16 protein-coding genes are annotated in these 18934 nt (G+C 71.4%); 2 read left to right on the top strand and 14 right to left on the bottom strand.

Translation table 11 applies throughout. The features are described from left to right. Positions 1 to 30 precede the first annotated feature (30 nt). The 5 genes from JNB62_RS08325 to JNB62_RS08345 form a co-directional block, all read right to left on the bottom strand. Entirely contained in the window at positions 31 to 1008 is a 978-nt protein-coding gene (locus JNB62_RS08325; protein WP_220300407.1) for a bifunctional riboflavin kinase/FAD synthetase, read from the bottom strand. After that, complete coding sequence (locus JNB62_RS08330) at positions 1005 to 1448, bottom strand: hypothetical protein (RefSeq protein WP_220300408.1); 444 nt, start codon at positions 1446 to 1448, stop codon at positions 1005 to 1007. Before JNB62_RS08330 ends, JNB62_RS08325 begins: the two co-directional genes overlap by 4 nt. Positions 1449 to 1534: 86 nt before the next feature. Further along, positions 1535 to 1903, bottom strand: coding sequence for a hypothetical protein (locus JNB62_RS08335; protein ID WP_220300409.1), 369 nt, complete (start codon positions 1901 to 1903; stop codon positions 1535 to 1537). After that, the gene (gene truB, locus JNB62_RS08340) at positions 1900 to 2805 is read right to left on the bottom strand and encodes a tRNA pseudouridine(55) synthase TruB (RefSeq protein WP_220300410.1); all 906 of its coding nucleotides are present in this window, start codon (positions 2803 to 2805) and stop codon (positions 1900 to 1902) included. The genes JNB62_RS08335 and truB overlap by 4 nt, the downstream gene beginning before the upstream one ends. Further along, a complete protein-coding gene (locus JNB62_RS08345) occupies positions 2805 to 3479 on the bottom strand; it encodes a uridine kinase (RefSeq protein WP_220300411.1) in 675 nt (224 codons plus the stop codon). Before JNB62_RS08345 ends, truB begins: the two co-directional genes overlap by 1 nt. Before the next feature lie 101 nt (positions 3480 to 3580). On the opposite strand from JNB62_RS08345, the gene JNB62_RS08350 reads away from it, so the two are divergent. Beyond that, positions 3581 to 4468: an A/G-specific adenine glycosylase gene (locus tag JNB62_RS08350; protein WP_220300412.1), complete on the top strand. Its 888-nt coding sequence runs from the start codon at positions 3581 to 3583 to the stop codon at positions 4466 to 4468. An 87-nt stretch (positions 4469 to 4555) separates the two neighbouring features. On the opposite strand, the gene rbfA is transcribed toward JNB62_RS08350, so the two are convergent. From rbfA to JNB62_RS08380, 6 genes are all read right to left on the bottom strand, one after another. Further along, a complete protein-coding gene (rbfA, locus tag JNB62_RS08355; RefSeq protein WP_220300413.1) occupies positions 4556 to 4993 on the bottom strand; it encodes a 30S ribosome-binding factor RbfA in 438 nt (145 codons plus the stop codon). 65 nt (positions 4994 to 5058) lie between these two features. Further along, positions 5059 to 7884, bottom strand: a complete 2826-nt coding sequence (gene infB, locus JNB62_RS08360; protein ID WP_308291755.1) for a translation initiation factor IF-2 — start codon at positions 7882 to 7884, stop codon at positions 5059 to 5061. Positions 7885 to 7976: 92 nt separating this feature from the next. After that, entirely contained in the window at positions 7977 to 8228 is a 252-nt protein-coding gene (locus JNB62_RS08365) for a YlxR family protein (protein WP_220300414.1), read from the bottom strand. A gap of 59 nt (positions 8229 to 8287) precedes the next feature. Further along, positions 8288 to 9277 carry a transcription termination factor NusA gene (gene nusA / locus JNB62_RS08370; protein WP_220300415.1) on the bottom strand — a complete coding sequence of 330 codons (990 nt, stop codon included), beginning with the start codon at positions 9275 to 9277 and terminating at the stop codon, positions 8288 to 8290. A 128-nt stretch (positions 9278 to 9405) separates the two neighbouring features. Further along, positions 9406 to 11262: a lipase family protein gene (locus JNB62_RS08375; RefSeq protein ID WP_220300416.1), complete on the bottom strand. Its 1857-nt coding sequence runs from the start codon at positions 11260 to 11262 to the stop codon at positions 9406 to 9408. 142 nt (positions 11263 to 11404) lie between these two features. After that, complete coding sequence (locus tag JNB62_RS08380; RefSeq protein WP_220300417.1) at positions 11405 to 13498, bottom strand: PhoX family protein; 2094 nt, start codon at positions 13496 to 13498, stop codon at positions 11405 to 11407. 183 nt (positions 13499 to 13681) lie between these two features. On the opposite strand from JNB62_RS08380, the gene JNB62_RS08385 reads away from it, so the two are divergent. Beyond that, positions 13682 to 14509, top strand: coding sequence for a DUF1206 domain-containing protein (locus tag JNB62_RS08385; RefSeq protein ID WP_220300418.1), 828 nt, complete (start codon positions 13682 to 13684; stop codon positions 14507 to 14509). 30 nt (positions 14510 to 14539) lie between these two features. On the opposite strand, the gene JNB62_RS08390 is transcribed toward JNB62_RS08385, so the two are convergent. The 3 genes from JNB62_RS08390 to JNB62_RS08400 form a co-directional block, all read right to left on the bottom strand. After that, a complete protein-coding gene (locus JNB62_RS08390; RefSeq protein WP_220300569.1) occupies positions 14540 to 15589 on the bottom strand; it encodes an LOG family protein in 1050 nt (349 codons plus the stop codon). A 178-nt stretch (positions 15590 to 15767) separates the two neighbouring features. Further along, positions 15768 to 17036, bottom strand: a complete 1269-nt coding sequence (locus JNB62_RS08395; RefSeq protein ID WP_220300419.1) for a glycosyltransferase — start codon at positions 17034 to 17036, stop codon at positions 15768 to 15770. A gap of 83 nt (positions 17037 to 17119) precedes the next feature. Further along, positions 17120 to 18916 (bottom strand): proline--tRNA ligase, encoded by a 1797-nt coding sequence (locus tag JNB62_RS08400; RefSeq protein WP_220300420.1) that lies wholly within the window; start codon positions 18914 to 18916, stop codon positions 17120 to 17122. Positions 18917 to 18934 lie beyond the last annotated feature (18 nt).

The raw sequence follows: 18934 nt of genomic DNA on the forward strand, positions 1-18934 counted from the left end.
GCTCACATGAGCAGACCGGGATCGACGACGTCAGGTGAGCTCGCTGCGGACCCGCACGATGTCGTCGGCGATCTGCGCGATCAGCGTGTCGACGTCCTCGAACGCGACCATGCCCCGGATGCGCGACACGAACTCGACCTCGACGGTGTGGCCGTACAGGTCGAGATCCGTCTCGTCCAGCACATAGGCCTCGACCTGGCGCACGTCGACGTCGTCGAACGTGGGGTTCGTGCCGATGCTGATCGCCGCCGGGTACCGCACACTGCTGCGGGGAGTGGATGCCGCATCCCCCGGCATCCCCTCGTCCACCAGCCATCCCGCGTACACGCCCTCGGCAGGCACGAAGCCCTCGAGGTCGGGCGACAGGTTGGCGGTCGGGAAGCCGAGCTCGCGACCGCGCTTGAGGCCGTGCACGACCTCGCCGCGCACGGCGTGCGGACGCCCGAGCAGGCGCGCCGCGCCGGCGACGTCGCCCGCGTCGAGCAGCTCGCGCACCCACGTCGACGACACGCGGCGTCCGGCGTCGATCGCCCGCACGTCGTCGACCACGTGCACCTCGAAGCCGAACTCGGGGCCGAGTTCGCGCAGCAGGGCGGGGTTGCCCGCGCCGCCGCGGCCGAATCGGAAGTCCGCGCCCACCATCACGATGCGCACGCCGAGGGCGCCGACCAGCACGTGCTCGACGAACTCGCGCGCGCCGAGGTCGGCGAGCGCACGGTCGAACGTCAGCATGAGGGTGGCGTCCGCGCCCGCGTCCGCCAGCAGTCGCAGCTTCTGCTCGACGCCGACGAGACTCTGCGGGCAGATCTCTGGCCGCAGCAGCGCCAGCGGGTTGCGGTCGAAGGTCACCGCGACGACGCGCGCGCCGTCGGCCAGGCGGAGGGCGTCCACCCTCGCGCGGTCGATCACGGCGCGGTGGCCGGAGTGCACGCCGTCGAACTTGCCGATCGCGACGACCGACGGGCCGAACCCGGCCGGCACCTCACTGGGGTCGCGGAAGACGATCACGATGCCACCGCCGCGGTGTCAGGCGCCGTCTGGCGTGCGCCGGGCCGATGCGTGGCGAGCCACCACAGCCCCAGGAACGGCAGCACGAGCGGCACGAAGAGGTAGCCGCGGCCGTAGTACGACCACACCGAGTCGTGCGCGAACAGCTCGGGCGCCACGAGACTCAGCGTGCCGACGACCAGCACACCCACGAGCTCGAAGACGATGGCCACCCACGCCACGACGTACCAGCCGCGGCGGCCGGCGAACACCAGCGCGAGCGTCGCGACGATGTACACGACGGCCGAGGCCGCCGACAGCGTATAGGCGAGCGGTGCCTCGTCGAAGCGCTCGACGATCTGCACGAAGGACCGACCGGTGGCGCCGAGGGCCATGATCGCGTACACGATCACGAGCACACGGCCGATGCCGGTCATACGGGGGCGGGCGGGCGACGACATAACCACCTGAGTTTAGTTCGTGTGCTCGAATGACGGATCCGGATGCCGCCACGCGCTGTCGTGCGCAGTGCCGCAGCTGGCGCGCATCAGGCGGCCTGCAGCGTCCAGATCACCTGCATGCGCCACACCATGACGGCGATCGACAGCGCGGCGACGCCCATGATGACGGTGCTCCAGCGGCTGCGCTCGAGCAGCGCCCAGGCGACCGCGGCGAACGGCAGCAGGACCGCCGAGACGAGGTACACCCAGAACTCCAGCAGGCTCCCGCTGGGCGGGTTGCCGGCGAAGGGCGAGACGATGGCGATGACGACCTGCGCGACGAGCAGCAGCTCGACGAGCGCGAGCGAGCCCACGCTCCAGTCGCTCGGGCGGCGCCCCGCCAGTCCCGCGATGATGCAGAACAGGCCGGCCGCGACGGCGACGACCACCTGCACGATGGTGAACCACAGGATCATCGAGCCGCCTCCTCGGGCATGTTCATCGCGCTCTTGACGTCGGCGCCACGGCGCTCGACGATGCCGACCAGGCCACCGGCGGGGTCGACCGCCGCCGTGGGGCTCGCGGGCAGCCGCGACGCGGCGCCCGTCAGACGCTTGCCGTGACGCAGGTCGCGCGCCTCTTCGGCGGTCACGTCGAAGCGGCCGAGCACCGCTGCCGCCGCCTCCGCGGGCGCGAGCAGCGGCGCATCGGCGATCGCGTCGACAGCGACGGCGGTCGCGACGTCGAAGGGGCCGATGCGGGTGCGGCGGAGCGCCGTCAGGTGCCCGCCGACACCGAGCGCGGCTCCGAGGTCGCGTGCGAGCGAGCGGATGTAGGTGCCGCTGGAACAGTCGACGACGACGTCCACGTCGACGACCCCCTCGGTCGCCGAGACCGTCGAAGCGCGGCGCTCGGCGAGCACCGCGAACCGCGACACCGTGACCTCGCGAGCCTTGAGCTGGACGTCCTCCCCTGCGCGCGCGAGGTCGTACGCGCGCCGGCCGTCGACCTTGATGGCCGAGTACGTGCTCGGCACCTGCGAGATGCGGCCGGTGAGCGGCGCGATGGCCTCGGCGATGCGGGAGGACTCGAGGGACGAGGCATCCACCGTCCCGACGATCTGCCCGTCGGCGTCGTCGGTGTCGGTCGACACGCCGAGACGGATCGTCGCCTCGTACGTCTTGTCGAGCCCCACGACGAACGTGAGAAGACGCGTCGCGCCCTCGACGCCCAGCACGAGCAGGCCCGTGGCCATCGGGTCGACGGTTCCCGCGTGCCCGATCTTGCGGGTGCCGAGTGCGCGACGGGCGCGCGCGACGACGTCGTGGCTCGTGATGCCCTGCGGCTTGTCGACCAGCAGGATGCCCGGCGCGGCCATCAGCCGACGATCCGGGGGTGTGCGAGATCGGCGTTGTCGACGACGACGGATGCCGCCTCCCGCGGCCGCGCCTCGTCGAGGTACAGCTGCTGGCCCTGCCGGTAGCGGGAGTTGGACGGAGCGTCCGGGTCGGGGTCGGAACCGTCGCGGAGCGCCATCCGGGCGTACGTCGTGGCGAACGGCGCGTCGAGCCAGATCGACCAGTCCCACAGGTCCCGCAGCTCGGGACGGTGGAGGAAGATGCCGTCGATCACGAGCACCGCGTCGCGCGGCGCGGTCACCCACTGGGACTCGACGGGCGCGTCGCGTGCGACGTCGAACGCGGCCAGCTGGAACCCGGTCGTCCCCGCCGTCTGCGCGCCGTCCCGGAACGGGTCCAGCAGCACGCGCCGGAACGTGGCGTAGTCGTAGGAGTCGCGGTAGAAGCCCTCGGGACTGCGGCGGCCCCGTTCGTAGCGCTCGGCCCGCGGCCGGTGGAACCCGTCGATGCCCGCGCGGAACACCGCGTCGCCGGCCTCGGCGAACACCTCCGCAAGCCCGTCGGCGAACACCGTCTTGCTTGCCCCGTCGAGCCCGTCGACCGCGATCACGACGCGTCCTGCGGGGTACCTGCGCCGCACCCTGTCGCGCAGCTCGCGCCACAGCGTCGTCGTGGGCGTGATGGGCAGGCGCATGCCTCCAGCCTACGGCGCGGCGGCGACCCACCCGTTCTCGACGATCGGCCCTGCCGGGCAGGCGGGACCCCGAGGTTGCGCGAGCGCATACGCTGGAGCGCGTGCCCGTGACGACCGCTGCGCGACCCGATCTCGCGACGCCGCTCGTCGCGTGGTACCGCGAGAACGCGCGCGACCTGCCCTGGCGGCATCCCGGATTCGGGGCATGGGGCGTCCTCGTCAGCGAGTTCATGCTGCAGCAGACGCCCGTGAACCGCGTGATCCCTCACCTGCAGGCGTGGCTCGACCGGTGGCCGACGCCGAGCGACCTCGCTGCGGCGGCGCCCGCCGATGCGGTGCGACAGTGGGCGAACCTCGGCTATCCGCGCCGGGCGCTGTGGCTGCACCGCGCCGCGGTCGAGATCCGCGATCGCCACGACGGCGTCGTGCCTCGCGACGTCGATGCGCTCCTCGCCCTCACCGGAATCGGCGACTACACCGCGCGGGCTGTGGCGGTGTTCGCGTACGGGGACCGGCATCCCGTCGTCGACACGAACACGCGACGGGTCCTGGCGCGCGCGATCGACGGGCGTTCGCAGCCGGGACCGCCGTCGCGTCGTGACCTCGATGCCATGTCGGAGATCCTCCCCGACGACGTCGCCACGGCCGCCGTCGTCAACGCCGCCGCGATGGAGCTCGGCGCCATCGTGTGCACGGCTCGCGCGCCGCGCTGCGAGGCGTGTCCGCTGCAGGACCGCTGCGCCTGGCTCGCCGCCGGCCGCCCCGACACCGGTGACGACCGCCGCAAGCAGGCGCGCTACGAGGGCAGCGACCGACAGGCGCGCGGCGCCGTGCTGAAGACGCTCAGGGATGCCGCCACCCACGCCGTCCCGCTGGCTGACGTCGTGCCCGACTGGCCCGACGCACTGCAGCGCGACCGTGCGATCGACTCGCTCATCGCGGACGGGCTCGCCGAGGCGGCCGATGGGATGCTGCGACTCCCCCGGTGAACCGGCCCGCAGACTCCGCAGAGTCCGACGTCGTGCAGAAGAACGCGCCGGAATCCTGTGATTCCGGCGCGTTCCTCGAGACTGCCCTCAGTCCTCTTCGTCGGCGAACTCGCGCGGCTTCAGGTACGGGTCGGCGTCGCCGGCGTACGACGCACCGGCCGCGAGACCGGCGACCGACTCGTCACGCTCCCGCGCTTCGCGCAGCAGGTCCTCGATGTGACCGGCGTTCTCGGGGATCGCGTCGGCGATGAACTCGAGGCTCGGCGTGAGGCGCACGTTGAGCTGCTTGCCCACCTCGGAGCGCAGCATCCCGGTCGCCGACTTGAGCGCCTTGGCGGACGCCTCGCGCTCCTCGGCCGAGCCGAGCACCGTGTAGAACACCGACGCGTGCTGCAGATCACCGGTCACGCGGACGTCGGTGATCGTCACGAAGCCGAGCCGCGGGTCGCGCAGCCCCTTCTCCAGCCGCTCGGCGAGGATCACGCGGATGCGGTCGCCCAGACGGGCCTGACGTTCGCTGGCCATGATTGCTCCTTAAGGGGATGATTCCGGATGCCTGGAGCCCAGGCATCCGGAATCAGTACGCGGACTCAGCCGCGCGGCTTCTCGACCATCTCGGTGGTCTCGATCTCGTCGCCCACCTGGATGTCGTTGTACTTGCCGAGGCCGATACCGGCTTCGTAGTCGGTGCGCACCTCGGTGACGTCGTCCTTGAAGCGGCGCAGCGACTCGATCGCCAGGCCGTCGGCGATGACCACGCCGTCGCGGATGACGCGCGCCTTGGCGTTGCGCGTGATCGTGCCCGAGCGGACGATGACACCGGCGATGTTGCCGAACTTCGAGGAGCGGAACACCTCGCGGATTTCGGCCACGCCCGACTGGACCTCTTCGTACTCCGGCTTGAGCAGGCCCTTGAGCGACTGCTCGACATCGTCGATCGCGTTGTAGATGACCGAGTAGAACCGGACGTCCACACCCTCGCGGGCGGCGCGCTCGCGCGCCTTCGTGTCGGGACGGACGTTGAAGCCGATGACGATCGCGTTGTCGATCGTCGCCAGGTTGATGTCGGACTCGGTGATCGCACCGACGCCGCGGTGGATGATCCGCAGCTGGACGGAGTCGTCGACCTCGATCTTGAGGAGCGACTCCTCGAGCGCCTCGACGGCACCCGACACGTCGCCCTTGATGATGAGGTTGAGCGACTCGACCTTGCCCTCTTCGAGAGCGCGGGTGAAGTCCTCGAGCGAGATGCGCTTGCGGGCCTTGGCCAGCTGGGCGTTGCGCTCGGCCGCTTCACGCTTCTCAGCGATCTGGCGGGCCGTGCGGTCCTCCTCGGTGACGATGAAGGTGTCGCCGGCGCGGGGCACGGAGTTCAGACCCTGCACCTGGACCGGACGCGACGGGTAGGCCTCTTCGACCGGGTCGCCGTTCTCGTCGATCATGGCGCGCACGCGGCCGTAGGCCGTGCCCGCGACGATCGCGTCGCCGACGCGCAGCGTTCCGGACTGGATGAGCACCGTGGCCACCGAGCCGCGGCCCTTGTCGAGCTTCGCCTCGATCGCGACACCGCGCGCGTCCTTGTTCGGGTTGGCCGTGAGGTCCAGGCCCGCGTCGGCGGTGAGCAGCACCGCGTCGAGCAGATCCTGGATGCCGGTGCCCTGACGGGCCGACACGTCGACGAACATGACGTCGCCGCCGTACTCCTCGGCGACCAGGCCGTACTCGGTGAGCTGCTGGCGGACCTTGGCCGGGTTGGCCTCGGGCTTGTCGACCTTGTTCACCGCGACCACGATCGGCACCTCGGCCGCCTGGGCGTGGTTCAGCGCCTCCACCGTCTGCGGCATGATGCCGTCGTCGGCCGCGACCACGAGGATCGCGATGTCGGTGACCTGCGCACCACGGGCACGCATTGCGGTGAACGCCTCGTGACCGGGGGTGTCGATGAACGTGATGGCACGCTCGATGCCCTCGTGCTCGGTCCAGACCTGGTAGGCACCGATGTGCTGCGTGATGCCGCCGGCCTCGCCCGCGACCACGTTGGTCTGACGGATCGCGTCGAGCAGTCGCGTCTTACCGTGGTCGACGTGGCCCATGACGGTGACCACAGGAGGACGGATCTCGAGGTCTTCCTCGTTCTCAGCCTCCAGCTCGGCCTCGAGGTCGAGACCGAAGCCCTCGAGGAGCTCCTTGTCTTCATCCTCGGGCGAGACCATCTGGATCTTGTAGCCGAGCTCGGCACCGAGCACCTCGAACGTCGCCTCGTCCAGCGACTCGGTGGCCGTGGCCATCTCGCCGAGGTTGAAGAGGATCGTCACGAGCGTGCCGGGCTGCACGGTGTAGCCGCGCAGCGCCTCGAGCTTGTCCGCGAAGTCCGCGATCGATGCGCCGCGGCGCATGCGGATGATCTCGCCGTTGCCCTTCTGGACGTTGACGCCGCCGACGACCGGCGCCGACCGCATCTCGAACTCCTGCCGCTTCGCCCGACGCGACTTGCGCTGCTTCGACTTGCCGCCGCCCTTGCCGAAGGCACCGGCGGTACCGCCGCCGGGACCACGGCCACGACCGCCGCCACCGCCGGGACGACCGGCGAAGCCGCCGGGCGCGCCCGCGCCGGGAGCACCGGGACGCTGGAAGCCGCCGGCGCCGCCGGGACGACCGGGGCCGCCGGGACGCTGCTGGAACGGAGCGCCGGGACGACCGCCGCCACCGGGACGACCCGCACCGCCCGGGCGGGGAGCGCCGGGACGCGGGGAGCCGGGGCGCGGAGCCTGCGGACGCGGGATGTTGCCGGGCGTCGGGCGCTGGCCCATGCCCTGAGCCGACGCGAACGGGTTGTTGCCCGGGCGCGGGCCGGCGGGACGCTGACCCATGCCCTGCGAGGACGCGAAAGGGTTGTTGCCGGGTCGCGGCGTGCCGCCGGGACGCGGTGCCTGCGGCGTGGCGCCGCCGGGACCGGGCTTGGGAGCGCCGGGCTTGGCACCCGGAGCCGGGGCCGCGGGAGCAGCCGGGGTCGCGGGCGCGGCAGCAGCCGGAGCCGCGGGGGCTTCGGCCGCCGGAGCAGCCGTGGCCGCCGGGGCGGCGGGAGCCGCCGGAGTGGCGGGCGCAGCCGGACGCGCCGGGCCGGGCTTGGCGGCGGGGCCGGGCTTGGCGGCCGGGCCGGGCCGAGCACTCGAGGCGCCGGGCGTCGCAGCGGGACGCGCGGCACCGGGCTTGGCGGCCGGCGCGGCCGCAGCCGCGTCGGGCTTGGCCGAGCCGTCGGCTTCGAGCGCAGCGCGAAGCTTTCGCGCCACGGGGGGTTCGATGGTGGACGAGGGGCTCTTGACGTACTCGCCGAGCTCCTTCAGCTTCTCGAGCGCGACCTTGCTGTCGACGCCGAGCTCGGAAGCGATCTCGTGCACGCGTGGTTTGGCAGCCACAAATTCTCCTGTCTGGGGTCTGCCCAGACAGGGCAGACCGTTATCGGCGGACGGGTCTCATTTCGAGCCGTTCACTTTGTTTCCATAGCCGTTCAGCCTTTTCGCTGGATGTGCTCTTCGATGGTCTGCGTGTCAAGCGGGCCTGACACACGCAATGCCCGCACGAAGGCGCGGCGCCGGATGGCGGCATCCACGCACTCGGGCGTCTCGTGCACCCACGCGCCTCGTCCGGGCATCGACGCGCGCTCGTCGACGACGAGGACGGAATCGATGGAGACCACCCTGAGGAGGGCGGACCGGGGAGCACGCGTGCGGCATCCGACGCACGTTCGTACAGGGACCATCTTACACCGACGTTTCGTCTCGCTCGTTCCTCGCTCGCTCAACGACCGGGGGCCGAGGCTCAGCTGTCCTCGAGGATGGAGTCGGGCTGGATGTCGATCTTGGCGCCGGTGAGCTTGGCGGCCAGGCGGGCGTTCTGCCCCTCCTTGCCGATCGCCAGCGACAGCTGGTAGTCGGGCACCAGCGCACGGACGGCCTTGTTCGAGGCATCCAGGATGAAGCTCGAGGTCACCTTCGCGGGCGACAGCGCGTTCGCGACGAACTTCGCGAGCTCGGGGTCGTAGTCGACGATGTCGATCTTCTCGCCGCCGAGCTCTTCGGTCACGGCGCGGACGCGGCGTCCGAGCTCGCCGATGCACGCGCCCTTCGCGTTGATCGACGGGTCGTTGGCCTTGACGGCGATCTTGGTGCGGTGGCCGGCCTCGCGCGCGAGCGAGACGATCTCGACGAGACCCGCCGGGATCTCGGGCACCTCGAGCGCGAAGAGCTTGCGGACGAGCCCCGGGTGGGTGCGCGAGACGGTGATCTGCGGGCCCTTGGTGCCCTTGGCGACCGACGTCACGTACACGCGGAGGCGCGCGCCGTGCGCGTAGTCCTCGCCGGGCACCTGCTCCTCGGGCGGGAGGATCGCCTCGACCGAGCCGAGGTCGACGTGCACCATGCGGGGGTTCGGGCCCTGCTGCACGATGCCGGCGACGATGTCGCCCTCCTTGCCGCGGAACTCGCCCAGCACGGCGTCGTCCGCGATGTCGCGCAGACGCTGGCTGATGACCTGCTTCGCGGCGAACGCGGCGATGCGGCCGAAGTCCTCGGGCGTCGACTCCTCTTCGCCCACGACCGCGCCCTCTTCGTCGAGCAGCGGGATGAACACCGCGACGTGACCGGTCTTGCGGTCGAGCTCGGCACGTGCGCCCTCGGGCAGCTCGCCGGTGGGCGACGTGTGCTTGGCGTAGGCGGTCAGGATCGCCTGTTCGATGATGTGCACGAGCTCGTCGAAGGGGATCTCCTTCTCGCGCTCGACGGTCCGCAGAAGTCCGAGATCGATGTCCACAACAGCCTCCGTATTCAGCTCTCACCGGGGCGCCTGCGCGCGCCGGAACCCTCCAACATTACCGGATGCCGCATCGCGTCGCCCTGGGAGTCGCCTGACGTCCCCTCTCCCGGCCGCGGCGGTCGCCGTCACCGACCGCAGTCGTCCACGTGGGTGTCGGCGTGGCGGAAGCGGGCATCGGTCCAGCTGATGAGGACGGGGATGAAGTGCGAGCCGGGCAGGAGCGTGCGCAGATGGTCGTACCCGAGGTACTGGAGGCTGCGCACCTGCTCGCCCTGCGCACACAGCGTGGCGACGAACTCGCGCTGCAGGTGCGGCGGGATGACCTCGTCCTCGCTCCCCCACGCGATGAGGATCGGGGTGCCGAACGGGCCCTTCGGCGTGTTGTCCTCGAGCCGTTTGCCGAGCGCGCCGGCCGTGAGGTCGCCGACGTACAGCGGCCGATCCTCCGACACGCCCAGCGCCGTGGCGACCGAGACGATCACACCGGGTTCGGTAGGGCAGCGCTGCGTCATCTCACGCACGATGGATTCCGAGCCCGGCGCGATGTAGTCGGCGAGGTCGATCTCGGCGTAGGTGTCGGCATACGGCACCAGCACCCACGAGATGAGGATCGAGAGCATCGCGTTGGCGTCGCCCGTCGTGAGCTCCTGCGCGAGCTTGACCGGCTCGGCGGCGGGTGCCAGCACAGCCGTGCCGCGGATGTCGAGGTCGGGGGCGTAGTCGGGAGCCAGCTGGGTGGTCCACAGCGCGGCATGGCCGCCCTGCGAGTGCCCCCACACGACGGTGTGCGCCGACAGGTTCAGCCCCTCCAGCTCGCGGGCGGCGATCACCGCGTCGAGCGACGACCGCGCCTCGCCGCGGCCGATGAGGTACGGAAACTCGCCGGGCGCGCCCTGGCCCGAGTAGTCCGACGCGACGACGACCCAGCCCTTCGCGATGGCCTGGTCGAGTCCGGGGATCGCCCACTTCGTCGCCGACGCGTCGCGCAGGCTCGGTGCACAGCCCCGCGCGACACCCGTGGTGCCGTGGTTCCAGATGACGACGGGGCGCGGGCCGGGCGGCGGGTCGTGCGGCACGATCACGAGACCGCTGGCGACGGCGGGCTGACCGTTCGCGTCGCGCGTCGTGTAGAGGATGCGCGACACATCGGCCTCCGGGGGCTTCTGCCCCGTGAACTCGTCGGAGCGGATGAGCTTGCCGTGCTCGTACGGCACCACCGCCGGCGGGTCGTAGAACGCGTCGACCACCTGCGCGCCGTCCTGGAACCACGAGTTCGCCCACCACCCGCCCGCGGCGAGGACGATCAGCAGCACCGAGAGCGCGTAGCGCCCTGCAGCGAGCCACGCCGCGCGGGCTCTGCCCGACCCGGCCCGGGGAGCGTCGGCGGATGCCGGCTGCGCCGTGGCGGGCACCGACCGGCGCCCCTCGACGAACGCGCGCACTGCGCGGAAGAGCAGGGTCGCGCCGAACACGATCGTGCGCAGCCCGAAGATGAGCGCGACGACGAGCACCGTCACATCCGGCCACGCGTACGACAGCACGCCGAACGCGATCTGGGCGCCGCCCCACACAGCAGACAGCACGCGTCGGCTCACGCGTCCACGGGTGAGCGCGTCGTACAGCGACGCCAGACCGCCGAGCACGAGCAGCACCGCGATCAGCTCGGGGAGGAGCTCCAGCGTGCGCCCGAAGCCGACGAGCACCGCCAGTCCCACGGCGATCCACAGCGTCCCGAACGTCACGCGGGACCACAGCGGCGTCTCGGGCGCCGCGAGCATGCGCGCCACCCCCGACAGGATCGCGCTGATGCCGACGTAGATCGTCAGCACGAGCAGCGAGGTGAGCGGGCGCGTGACGATGAGCAGCCCGACCAGGAGCGACAGCGCGCCGACGACGACCAGCACGACCGGCGGGGCGCCGCGGACCAGCCGCGGCACGATGCTCCATCCGGCCGTGGGCCGGTGCGTGCCCTCGCGGATCATCCGCCCCATGTTAGGCGGCGATCCCGAGCGATCGGTCACGGCGCGTCGCGCGTGCGTCGCCTGCCATGCGGTGTCGCGCCCCGGACCGACGGGAGGGTGGATGCCGCGGCATCCACCCTCCCGTCTCTCGCGCGGGCCGCGATCAGGCGCGGTAGACCTGCACCACCGCCGGCCGCGGCGCCGACGAGACGTCGCCGGGGGCCGTCGAGCCGTAGTCGGGGAACAGCGACGTCGGCGCCGCGAACGTGCCGCCCTCGCCCGGGTGCTGGACGGCGACGAACACCAGGCCGTCGCGGTCGTGGATCACCGGGCCGCACGTCTCGGCCTCACGAGGCACGGCCAGGAACTGCTGCACATGGCCGCGCTCGGCGCCCTCCAGCGGCACCAGGAACAGACCGTCGTTGTAGCCGATCGTGCTGGGCGCTCCGTCGGTCGAGATCCACAGGTTGCCCGCCGAGTCGAACGCGACGTTGTCGGGGCAGGAGATCGGCGACACGAGCTCCTTCGGGAAGCCGCCGAAGTACGAGTTCGCGAACACCGCGGGGTCGCCGCACAGCAGCAGGATGCTCCAGCCGAACGTCGTGCCCGCCTGCCCGGCGGTCTCGGTCAGCTCGACGACGTGGCCGTACCGGTTGCCCGTGACGGGGTTGGTCTCGTCGACCGTCGCCGCCGAGCGCGCCGAGTTGTTGGTCAGCGCGAGGTACACCTTGCCCGTGCGCGGGTTCGGCTCGACGTCCTCGGGACGATCCATCTTCGTCGCGCCCACGGCGTCGGCCGCCAGGCGCGTGTGGACGAGCACCTCTTCGGTCGTGAAGCCGGGCACGGCGCTCTCGCCGTTGCGGGTGAGCGCCACCCAGTCCCCGGAGCCGTCGAACAGCCCGTCGGCCGGGAGTGCGCCGGTGCCGGTGATCTCGCCGACGGGCGAGTTGCCCCGGAACTTCGCGACGTACAGGTCGCCCTCGCTCAGCAGGTCGAGGTTCTTCTTGCGCGAGCCCGAGATCCGGTTCTTCGACACGAACTTGTAGAGGTAGTCATTGCGCTCGTCGTCTCCCATGTAGGCGACCACGCGGCCGTCCTCGGCCACGATGACGTTCGCACCCTCGTGCTTGAAGCGACCCATCGCCGTGTGCTTGCGGGGCGTCGAGGTCGGGTCCTGCGGGTCGATCTCGACGATGTAGCCGAAGCGGTTCGGCTCGTTGACGTAGTCGGGATTGTGCGCGTCGAAGCGCGGGTCGTACTTCTCCCACCCCGTCTCGGTCGAGGTCGAGGACGTCGACTGGTAGCGCTTCTGCGCGGGCGTGTCGGCGGCCCAGGCGAAGTACCCGTTGAAGTTCTCCTCCCCCGACAGGATCGTGCCCCACGGGGTCGTGCCGCCCGCGCAGTTGCCGAGGGTGCCGCGCACCCATCGTCCCTCGGGGTCGGCCGCGGTCTTCACGAGGTCGCTGCCGGCGGCGGGGCCGGTCAGCTCGAAGACGGTCTCGACCGTGATCCGTCGGTTGCGCTTGCCGTCGACGACGTACGACCACGGGGTCCCGGTGCGACGACGCGTGACCTCGACGACCGACATGCCCTGCGCAGCCTTGAAGATGTCGCCGCGGCGACGAAGTTCGGCCGGATCGGTCGTCGGCGGGAACATGATCCCCGGGTTGCAGTACTCGTGGTTGTTGACGAGCACGCCCGTCTTGCCGCTCGGGTCGGCGACGATGTCGAGGTAGTCGCTGTTGTACCCGAACTGCAGTGCCTGCGCCGCGGGACTCTGCGCGTCGATGTCGAACACCGGCGCGTTCGAGAAGAGCGGGTCGCCCCACCGGATGATCGGCTGCCACGTGTAGCCGGAGGGGACGACGAGGTCGTCGACGTACCGGTTCACGGGCGCGATCGCGTCGAACGGCAGGCTGCCGCCCGCGGGACGGCCGAACGCGGCACCGGCGCCTCCGACACCGGCGGACCCCGGCGCCGACAGCGGCGCCTGCGAGCGTGCCGCGCCCACGGCCAGGGCGACGGCGCCCGCCGCCCCCAGACCGAGCAGCGCGCGACGCGAGAGCGCAGCCGACGCCACTTCTTGGAACGTCTGGTTCGACGACGTGTTGCACTCCGGGTTGGTGCACGCGTTGGCGCACTTCAGCTGGCACGTCACGGCGAGGCGCTTGCCCCGGGCGTGGTCGGCGATCGGCAGCGGACGACGGAAGTTCTCGATGATGCTCACGGCGGCGTTCCTCCTGGGGTCGGCGCTCATGCTGGCGTCGGCGGACGACATCGCGGAGACCGGCGGATGAACGGATGCTGACATCCCGATGAGAGGCGTCTCACCCGCGTCTCCTCCTCCAGCGGCGTCCCCGCACGCCGTGCACGCAGCACAGCGCAGGGGTGCGGCGCAAGCCCCCGCGGTCACTGCGTGGTTCGCAATACCGTGGACGCCATGTCATCTGGGGCGGGCTCCACGGCCCGGGCGGAGGTGCGCGGCGCCGCTCATCGCGCCGAGGCGAATCCTGTGTTCGAAGCGCTGGCACGCGCGGGCTTCGTCGCCGACGGGATCGTGCACGTGCTCATCGGCGTCCTCGCGATCGTGGTGGCCTTCGGCGGCGACGGCGAGACGGATCAGTCCGGGGCCATGCTGACGATCGCCGGCGCCCCGCTCGGGTTCGTCGTCCTGTGGCTGGCCGCCCTGGCTCTGGCCGCGCTCGGCGTCTGGCAGATCCTCGACGGCATCCTGGTGCGTCGCGAGTCCCAGCGTCGCAAGTGGGGGGCGCGGCTCATCGAGTGGGCCAAGGCGGCGGTGTTCTTCGCGCTCGCGGTCATCGCCGCCGCCGTCGCCGTCGGTGCGCGGCCCGACCCCGACGACAGCGTGCAGGACGCGAGCCGCGGGGTGCTGTTCGTCCCGGGCGGACCGATCGTCCTCGGCGCCGTCGGCGTGGCCATCGGCGCGGGCGGCGTCGGATTCGCCGTCGTCGGACTCACGCGTCGTTTCGTCCGGCTGCTCAGAATGCCGTCGGGGCGTGCCGGCGACATCGTGACCGTCATCGCCGTCGTCGGCTATGTCGCGAAGGGACTCGCGCTGCTGACCGTCGGCGTGCTGCTGGTGGTCGCGGCGGTCAAGGTCGATCCCGAGGACGCGGGCGGGCTCGATGCCGCGCTGGACGGACTCATCGCCCTGCCGCTCGGCCCATTCGTCTGCGGCGGCATCGGCGTGGGGCTCATCGCGTACGGCGTGTTCCTGGTGCTCTCGGCGCGCTATCGCCGGCTCTGACGCGGGGCCGCGGGTGCGGCATCCCGCGACTCACTCCCGCGGCGCGGACTCCAGGGCGTTCACGGCGCGGATGAGGCGGTGCAGCTCCCCCACCCGGAACTGGTCGAGTCGCAGCACGAGGCGCGGGAGGTCCACCACGTCGTCGTCCTCGCGCTCGACGGTGAGGGCTCCGCGACGTTCGATGCGCCCCTCGGCCACCAGATCGGCGAACTGCTCGTTGAGCGTCTCGACCTCGGCGTCGGTCGGCTCGGCCTTCAGACGCAGCACGAGCCTCTTGCCGACCCACCGCAGCGAGTCGTAGTTGCGGTAGAAGCCGGTGAGCTCGTCCACCGCCGCCTGGACGGAGTCGGTGACGAGCACGCGGTCGAAGTCGCCGGGCGAGATGACGCCGGACGGCAGCAGGTGGTCGTCGACGAAACGCCGCAGCCCAGCCCAGAAGCCCGCGCCCGGCGCGTCCAGCAGCACGATCGGGGTCGGGTCCGCCTTGCCGGTCTGCTGCAGGGTGAGCAGCTCGAACATCTCGTCGAGCGTCCCGAAACCGCCCGGGACGCACACGAATCCCCGGGACTCCTTCACCAGCATGAGCTTGCGCGTGAAGAAGTACTTCATCGCGACGTTGCGCGCGTTGCCGCCGACGATCGCGTTCGGCTTCTCTTCGAACGGCAAGCGGATCGACACTCCCAGCGACTGCAGCGGGCCCGCGCCCGCCGCGGCCGCCTCCATGATCCCGGGGCCCGCGCCGGTGACGACCATCCACCCGCGTTCGGCGAGCGCGGCCGCGGTCTCGGAGGCCTGGCGGTACAGCTGGTCTTCGGAGCGGGTGCGGGCCGAGCCGAAGATCGTGACCTTGGGGATGCCGCGGTACGGCGCGAAGAGCCGGAACGCCTGGCGCATCTCGCTGAGGGCCGAGGACGTGATCTTGAGATCGAGCCGGTCGGTGTCGTCGAGTCCGAGCCCTATGCCGGTGGCGAGGATGCGTGCGACGAGGTCGGCGTCGTGCGTGATGCCGGCCGTCGCCATCGTGGCGCGCAGCTCTTCGGTGACGGGGTGCGGGATGGTTCCGGTGTCGCTCTGGCCCATGACGCCAGCGTGCCACGTCCCGCTGTCGCACGGTGGCCGGAACGTGAACAGTGGATGCCGCACCCGCGCGTTCACGACGGCCGCGGCTTGCGGCATCCACCCCTCCCTTTGCGCTGTCGAAATCGGCATCCGCCACCCGAACAAGCACCAGCGGATGCGGAGAACGGCAGCGCGCAGCTCAGAGCATGCCCTCCAGGAGCTCGGCGGCCCGCGCTGCACCGCCGAGCGAACGCAGCTGAGCGCCCACGCGCGCGGCCGCCTCGCGGAACGACGACCGGCCGAGCACGCGGTCCACCGCGGCTGCGACCGCCGGCGCCTTCGGGATGCCGGTGCGCAGGTTCACGCCCGCGCCGCTCCACGCCACGCGCGCGGCCACCTCGGGCTTGTCGAGGTCGCCACCAGCGACGATGAGCGGGATCCCGCGACCGAGCATCGCGAGGGTGCCGCCCCAGCCGCCGTTCGTGATCGCGAGGTCGATGCGCGGGAGCAGCGCACCGTACGGGGCGAACCCCGCGACGCGGGCGTTCGACGGCACCGGAAACGGGAACGCGTCACGGCCGGGCACGCCGGTCGTCGCGACGACGAGGACATCTCGGTCCGCGAGCGCCGTCAGCGCCGGCCGCACCAGGTCATCGGGGTCGATGTTCTGCGTGCCCTGCGTCACGAGCACGACGCGTCGTCCGTCGAGCTCGCCCCAACACGGCGGCAGGGCGTCCGGTGAGGCCGGCCGGGACTGCGCGGCCAGCTCCCCGACGAAGTGCAGGTGCGACGGGCGGTCGTCGCGGCCGTAGTCGAGCAGCGACGAACCGCTCGCGACGATGAGCGTCGGCGAGAAGACGATGCGGTCCATCGTGCGCCCGCGGGCGGAGAGGCCGACCGCGGCCTGCGCCTCGTCGAGTGCCTTCACGAGCGGCCGTGAGATCACCGGCACCAGCCCGCGCAACGCCGCGTCCCGCATACGGGTGAGCGCGTTCGTGCCGGGGCGGAGCCCCATGCCGCTGGGCGGCCCCTCAGGACCCGGCAGCTGCAACGGCACGACGGCGACCGTGGCCCGCGGCATCCTTTCGCGCTCGCTGAACAGCACCGCGCCGACCGACGTCTCGTCGGCCGCCTGGGCGTCCCACGGCTCGCGTTCCCACTCGGCGGCGAGGTAAGCGACCTGCGCGGGCGCGGTGCGGATGAAGCAGTCGACCACGTTGACGAGCAGCTGCTGCATGCCCTTCTTCCCCACGAGGCGCGGGAAGGTCGCGGCGAGGTCGTTCTCGTCGAAGTCCGGGGCGGTCTGCCATGGCACCAGGCGCGCGCCGACGGACTCGACGCGCGACCGGAACCTCGAGCCCGTGTAGAAGCGCACATCGTGCCCGCGCTGCACGAGCTCGCGGGCGACCGCGGTCAGCGGCGCGACGTGGCCGGTGAACGGCATCGCCGTGAGCAGGAACCGTCCCATGTGCGTCATCCTCCCGTGCCGGGATCCCGGGATGCCAGAGGCGACGCGTCCCGGATCAGATGCGTTCCGGGACCGGCGGTAGATCAGCCGTGCAGGCGGGCCACGACCTCACCGACCGGCACGATCTCGCGGTCGCCGCTGCGGCGGTCCCACACCTCGACCTGCCCGTCGGCGGCGCTGCGGCCAACGATGACGATCTTCGGCACGCCGACGAGCTCGGCGTCGCCGAACTTGACGCCGGGCGACACCTTCGGGCGGTCGTCGTACAGCACGTCGAGCCCCGCGGCCTCCAGCTCGGACGACAGCTGCTCGGACACCTCGAACACGACGGGCTCGCGCCCGGTCGCGACGACCTGCACGTCGAACGGTGCGACCGACGCGGGCCAGATGAGGCCCTTGTCGTCGTTGTTCAGCTCGGCGATGATCGCGAGGATGCGGGTGATGCCGATGCCGTACGAGCCCATCGTCACGGTGACGAGCTTTCCGTTCTCGTCGAGCACCTTCAGCCCGAGCGCTTCGGCGTACTTGCGGCCGAGCTGGAAGACGTGTCCGATCTCCATGCCGCGGGCGAGCTCCACAGGACCGGACCCGTCCGGCGCCGGGTCGCCTTCGCGCACGTTCGCGATCTCGACGAAGCCGTCGCCCGCGAAGTCCCGCCCGGCGACGAGCGTGTGCACGTGCTTCTCGTCGATGTTCGCGCCCGTGACCCAGGCCGTGCCGTCGACGACACGCGGGTCGAGCAGGTAGCGGATGCCGGTCGCGGACTCCTCGCCGAGCACGGCGCCGGTCTCGGACCAGGGGCCGATGTAGCCCTTGACCAGCAGCGGGTTCCTCTCGAAGTCCTCGGTCGTCGCCGCCTCGACGGCGGCCGGAGCGAAGGCGACCTCGGCGCGCTTGTCGTCGACGTCGCGGTCGCCGGGGATGCCGACGATCACGAGTTCGCGCGTGCCGTCGAGGTGCGTGAGCGCGAGAACGACGTTCTTGAGCGTGTGCGCGGCGGTCCACTCGGTGGCGCCGTCGGTCGCGGGTCCCGCGATGCCGGGCGCGGGCGCATCGAGGTGCGCGTTCGCATGGTCGACGAGGGTCTGGATCGTCGGGGTGTTCGGCGAGTCGAAGACGACGGGGGCGCCGAGTCCCTCGATCGGGAGGGCATCGGGGACGATCGTGGTGAAAGCCTCGACGTTGGCCGCGTACCCGCCGGCCGAGCGCACGAAGGTGTCTTCGCCGACGCTCGTCGGGTGCAGGAACTCCTCGGAGCGGGATCCGCCCATGGCCCCGGCATCCGCCTGCACGATCACGTACTCGAGACCGAGACGCTGGAAGATGCGCTCGTAGGCGTCGCGCTGCGCCATGTACGACGCGTCGAGTCCCGCGTCCGACGCATCGAACGAGTACGCGTCCTTCATCGTGAACTCACGGCCGCGCAGCAGTCCTGCGCGCGGCCGGGCTTCGTCGCGGTACTTGTCCTGGATCTGGTAGATCGTCAGCGGCAGATCCTTGTACGACGAGTACAGATCCTTGACGAGCAGGGTGAAGGCCTCTTCGTGCGTGGGGGCGAGCAGATAGTCGCCGCCCTTGCGGTCCTGCAGCCGGAACAGCAGGTCCCCGTACTCCTCCCACCGCCCGGTGGCCTCGTACGCCTCGCGCGGCATCAGCGCCGGGAAGTGGACCTCCTGCGCGCCTGCGGCCGCCATCTCTTCGCGCACGACCGCCTCGATCCGCGCCTTCACCCGCAGACCCAGCGGCAGCCACGCGAAGATGCCCGCGGCCTGCGGGCGGATGTAGCCGGCGCGAACGAGCAGCTTGTGGCTCGTGACAGCAGCGTCGGCGGGGTCTTCACGGAGGGTGCGGAGGAAGAAATTCGACAGACGGGTGACCACGATCGTCAAGTCTAGGGC

This window comes from Microbacterium jejuense, assembly GCF_019511665.1.
GTDB lineage: Bacteria > Actinomycetota > Actinomycetes > Actinomycetales > Microbacteriaceae > Microbacterium > Microbacterium jejuense_A.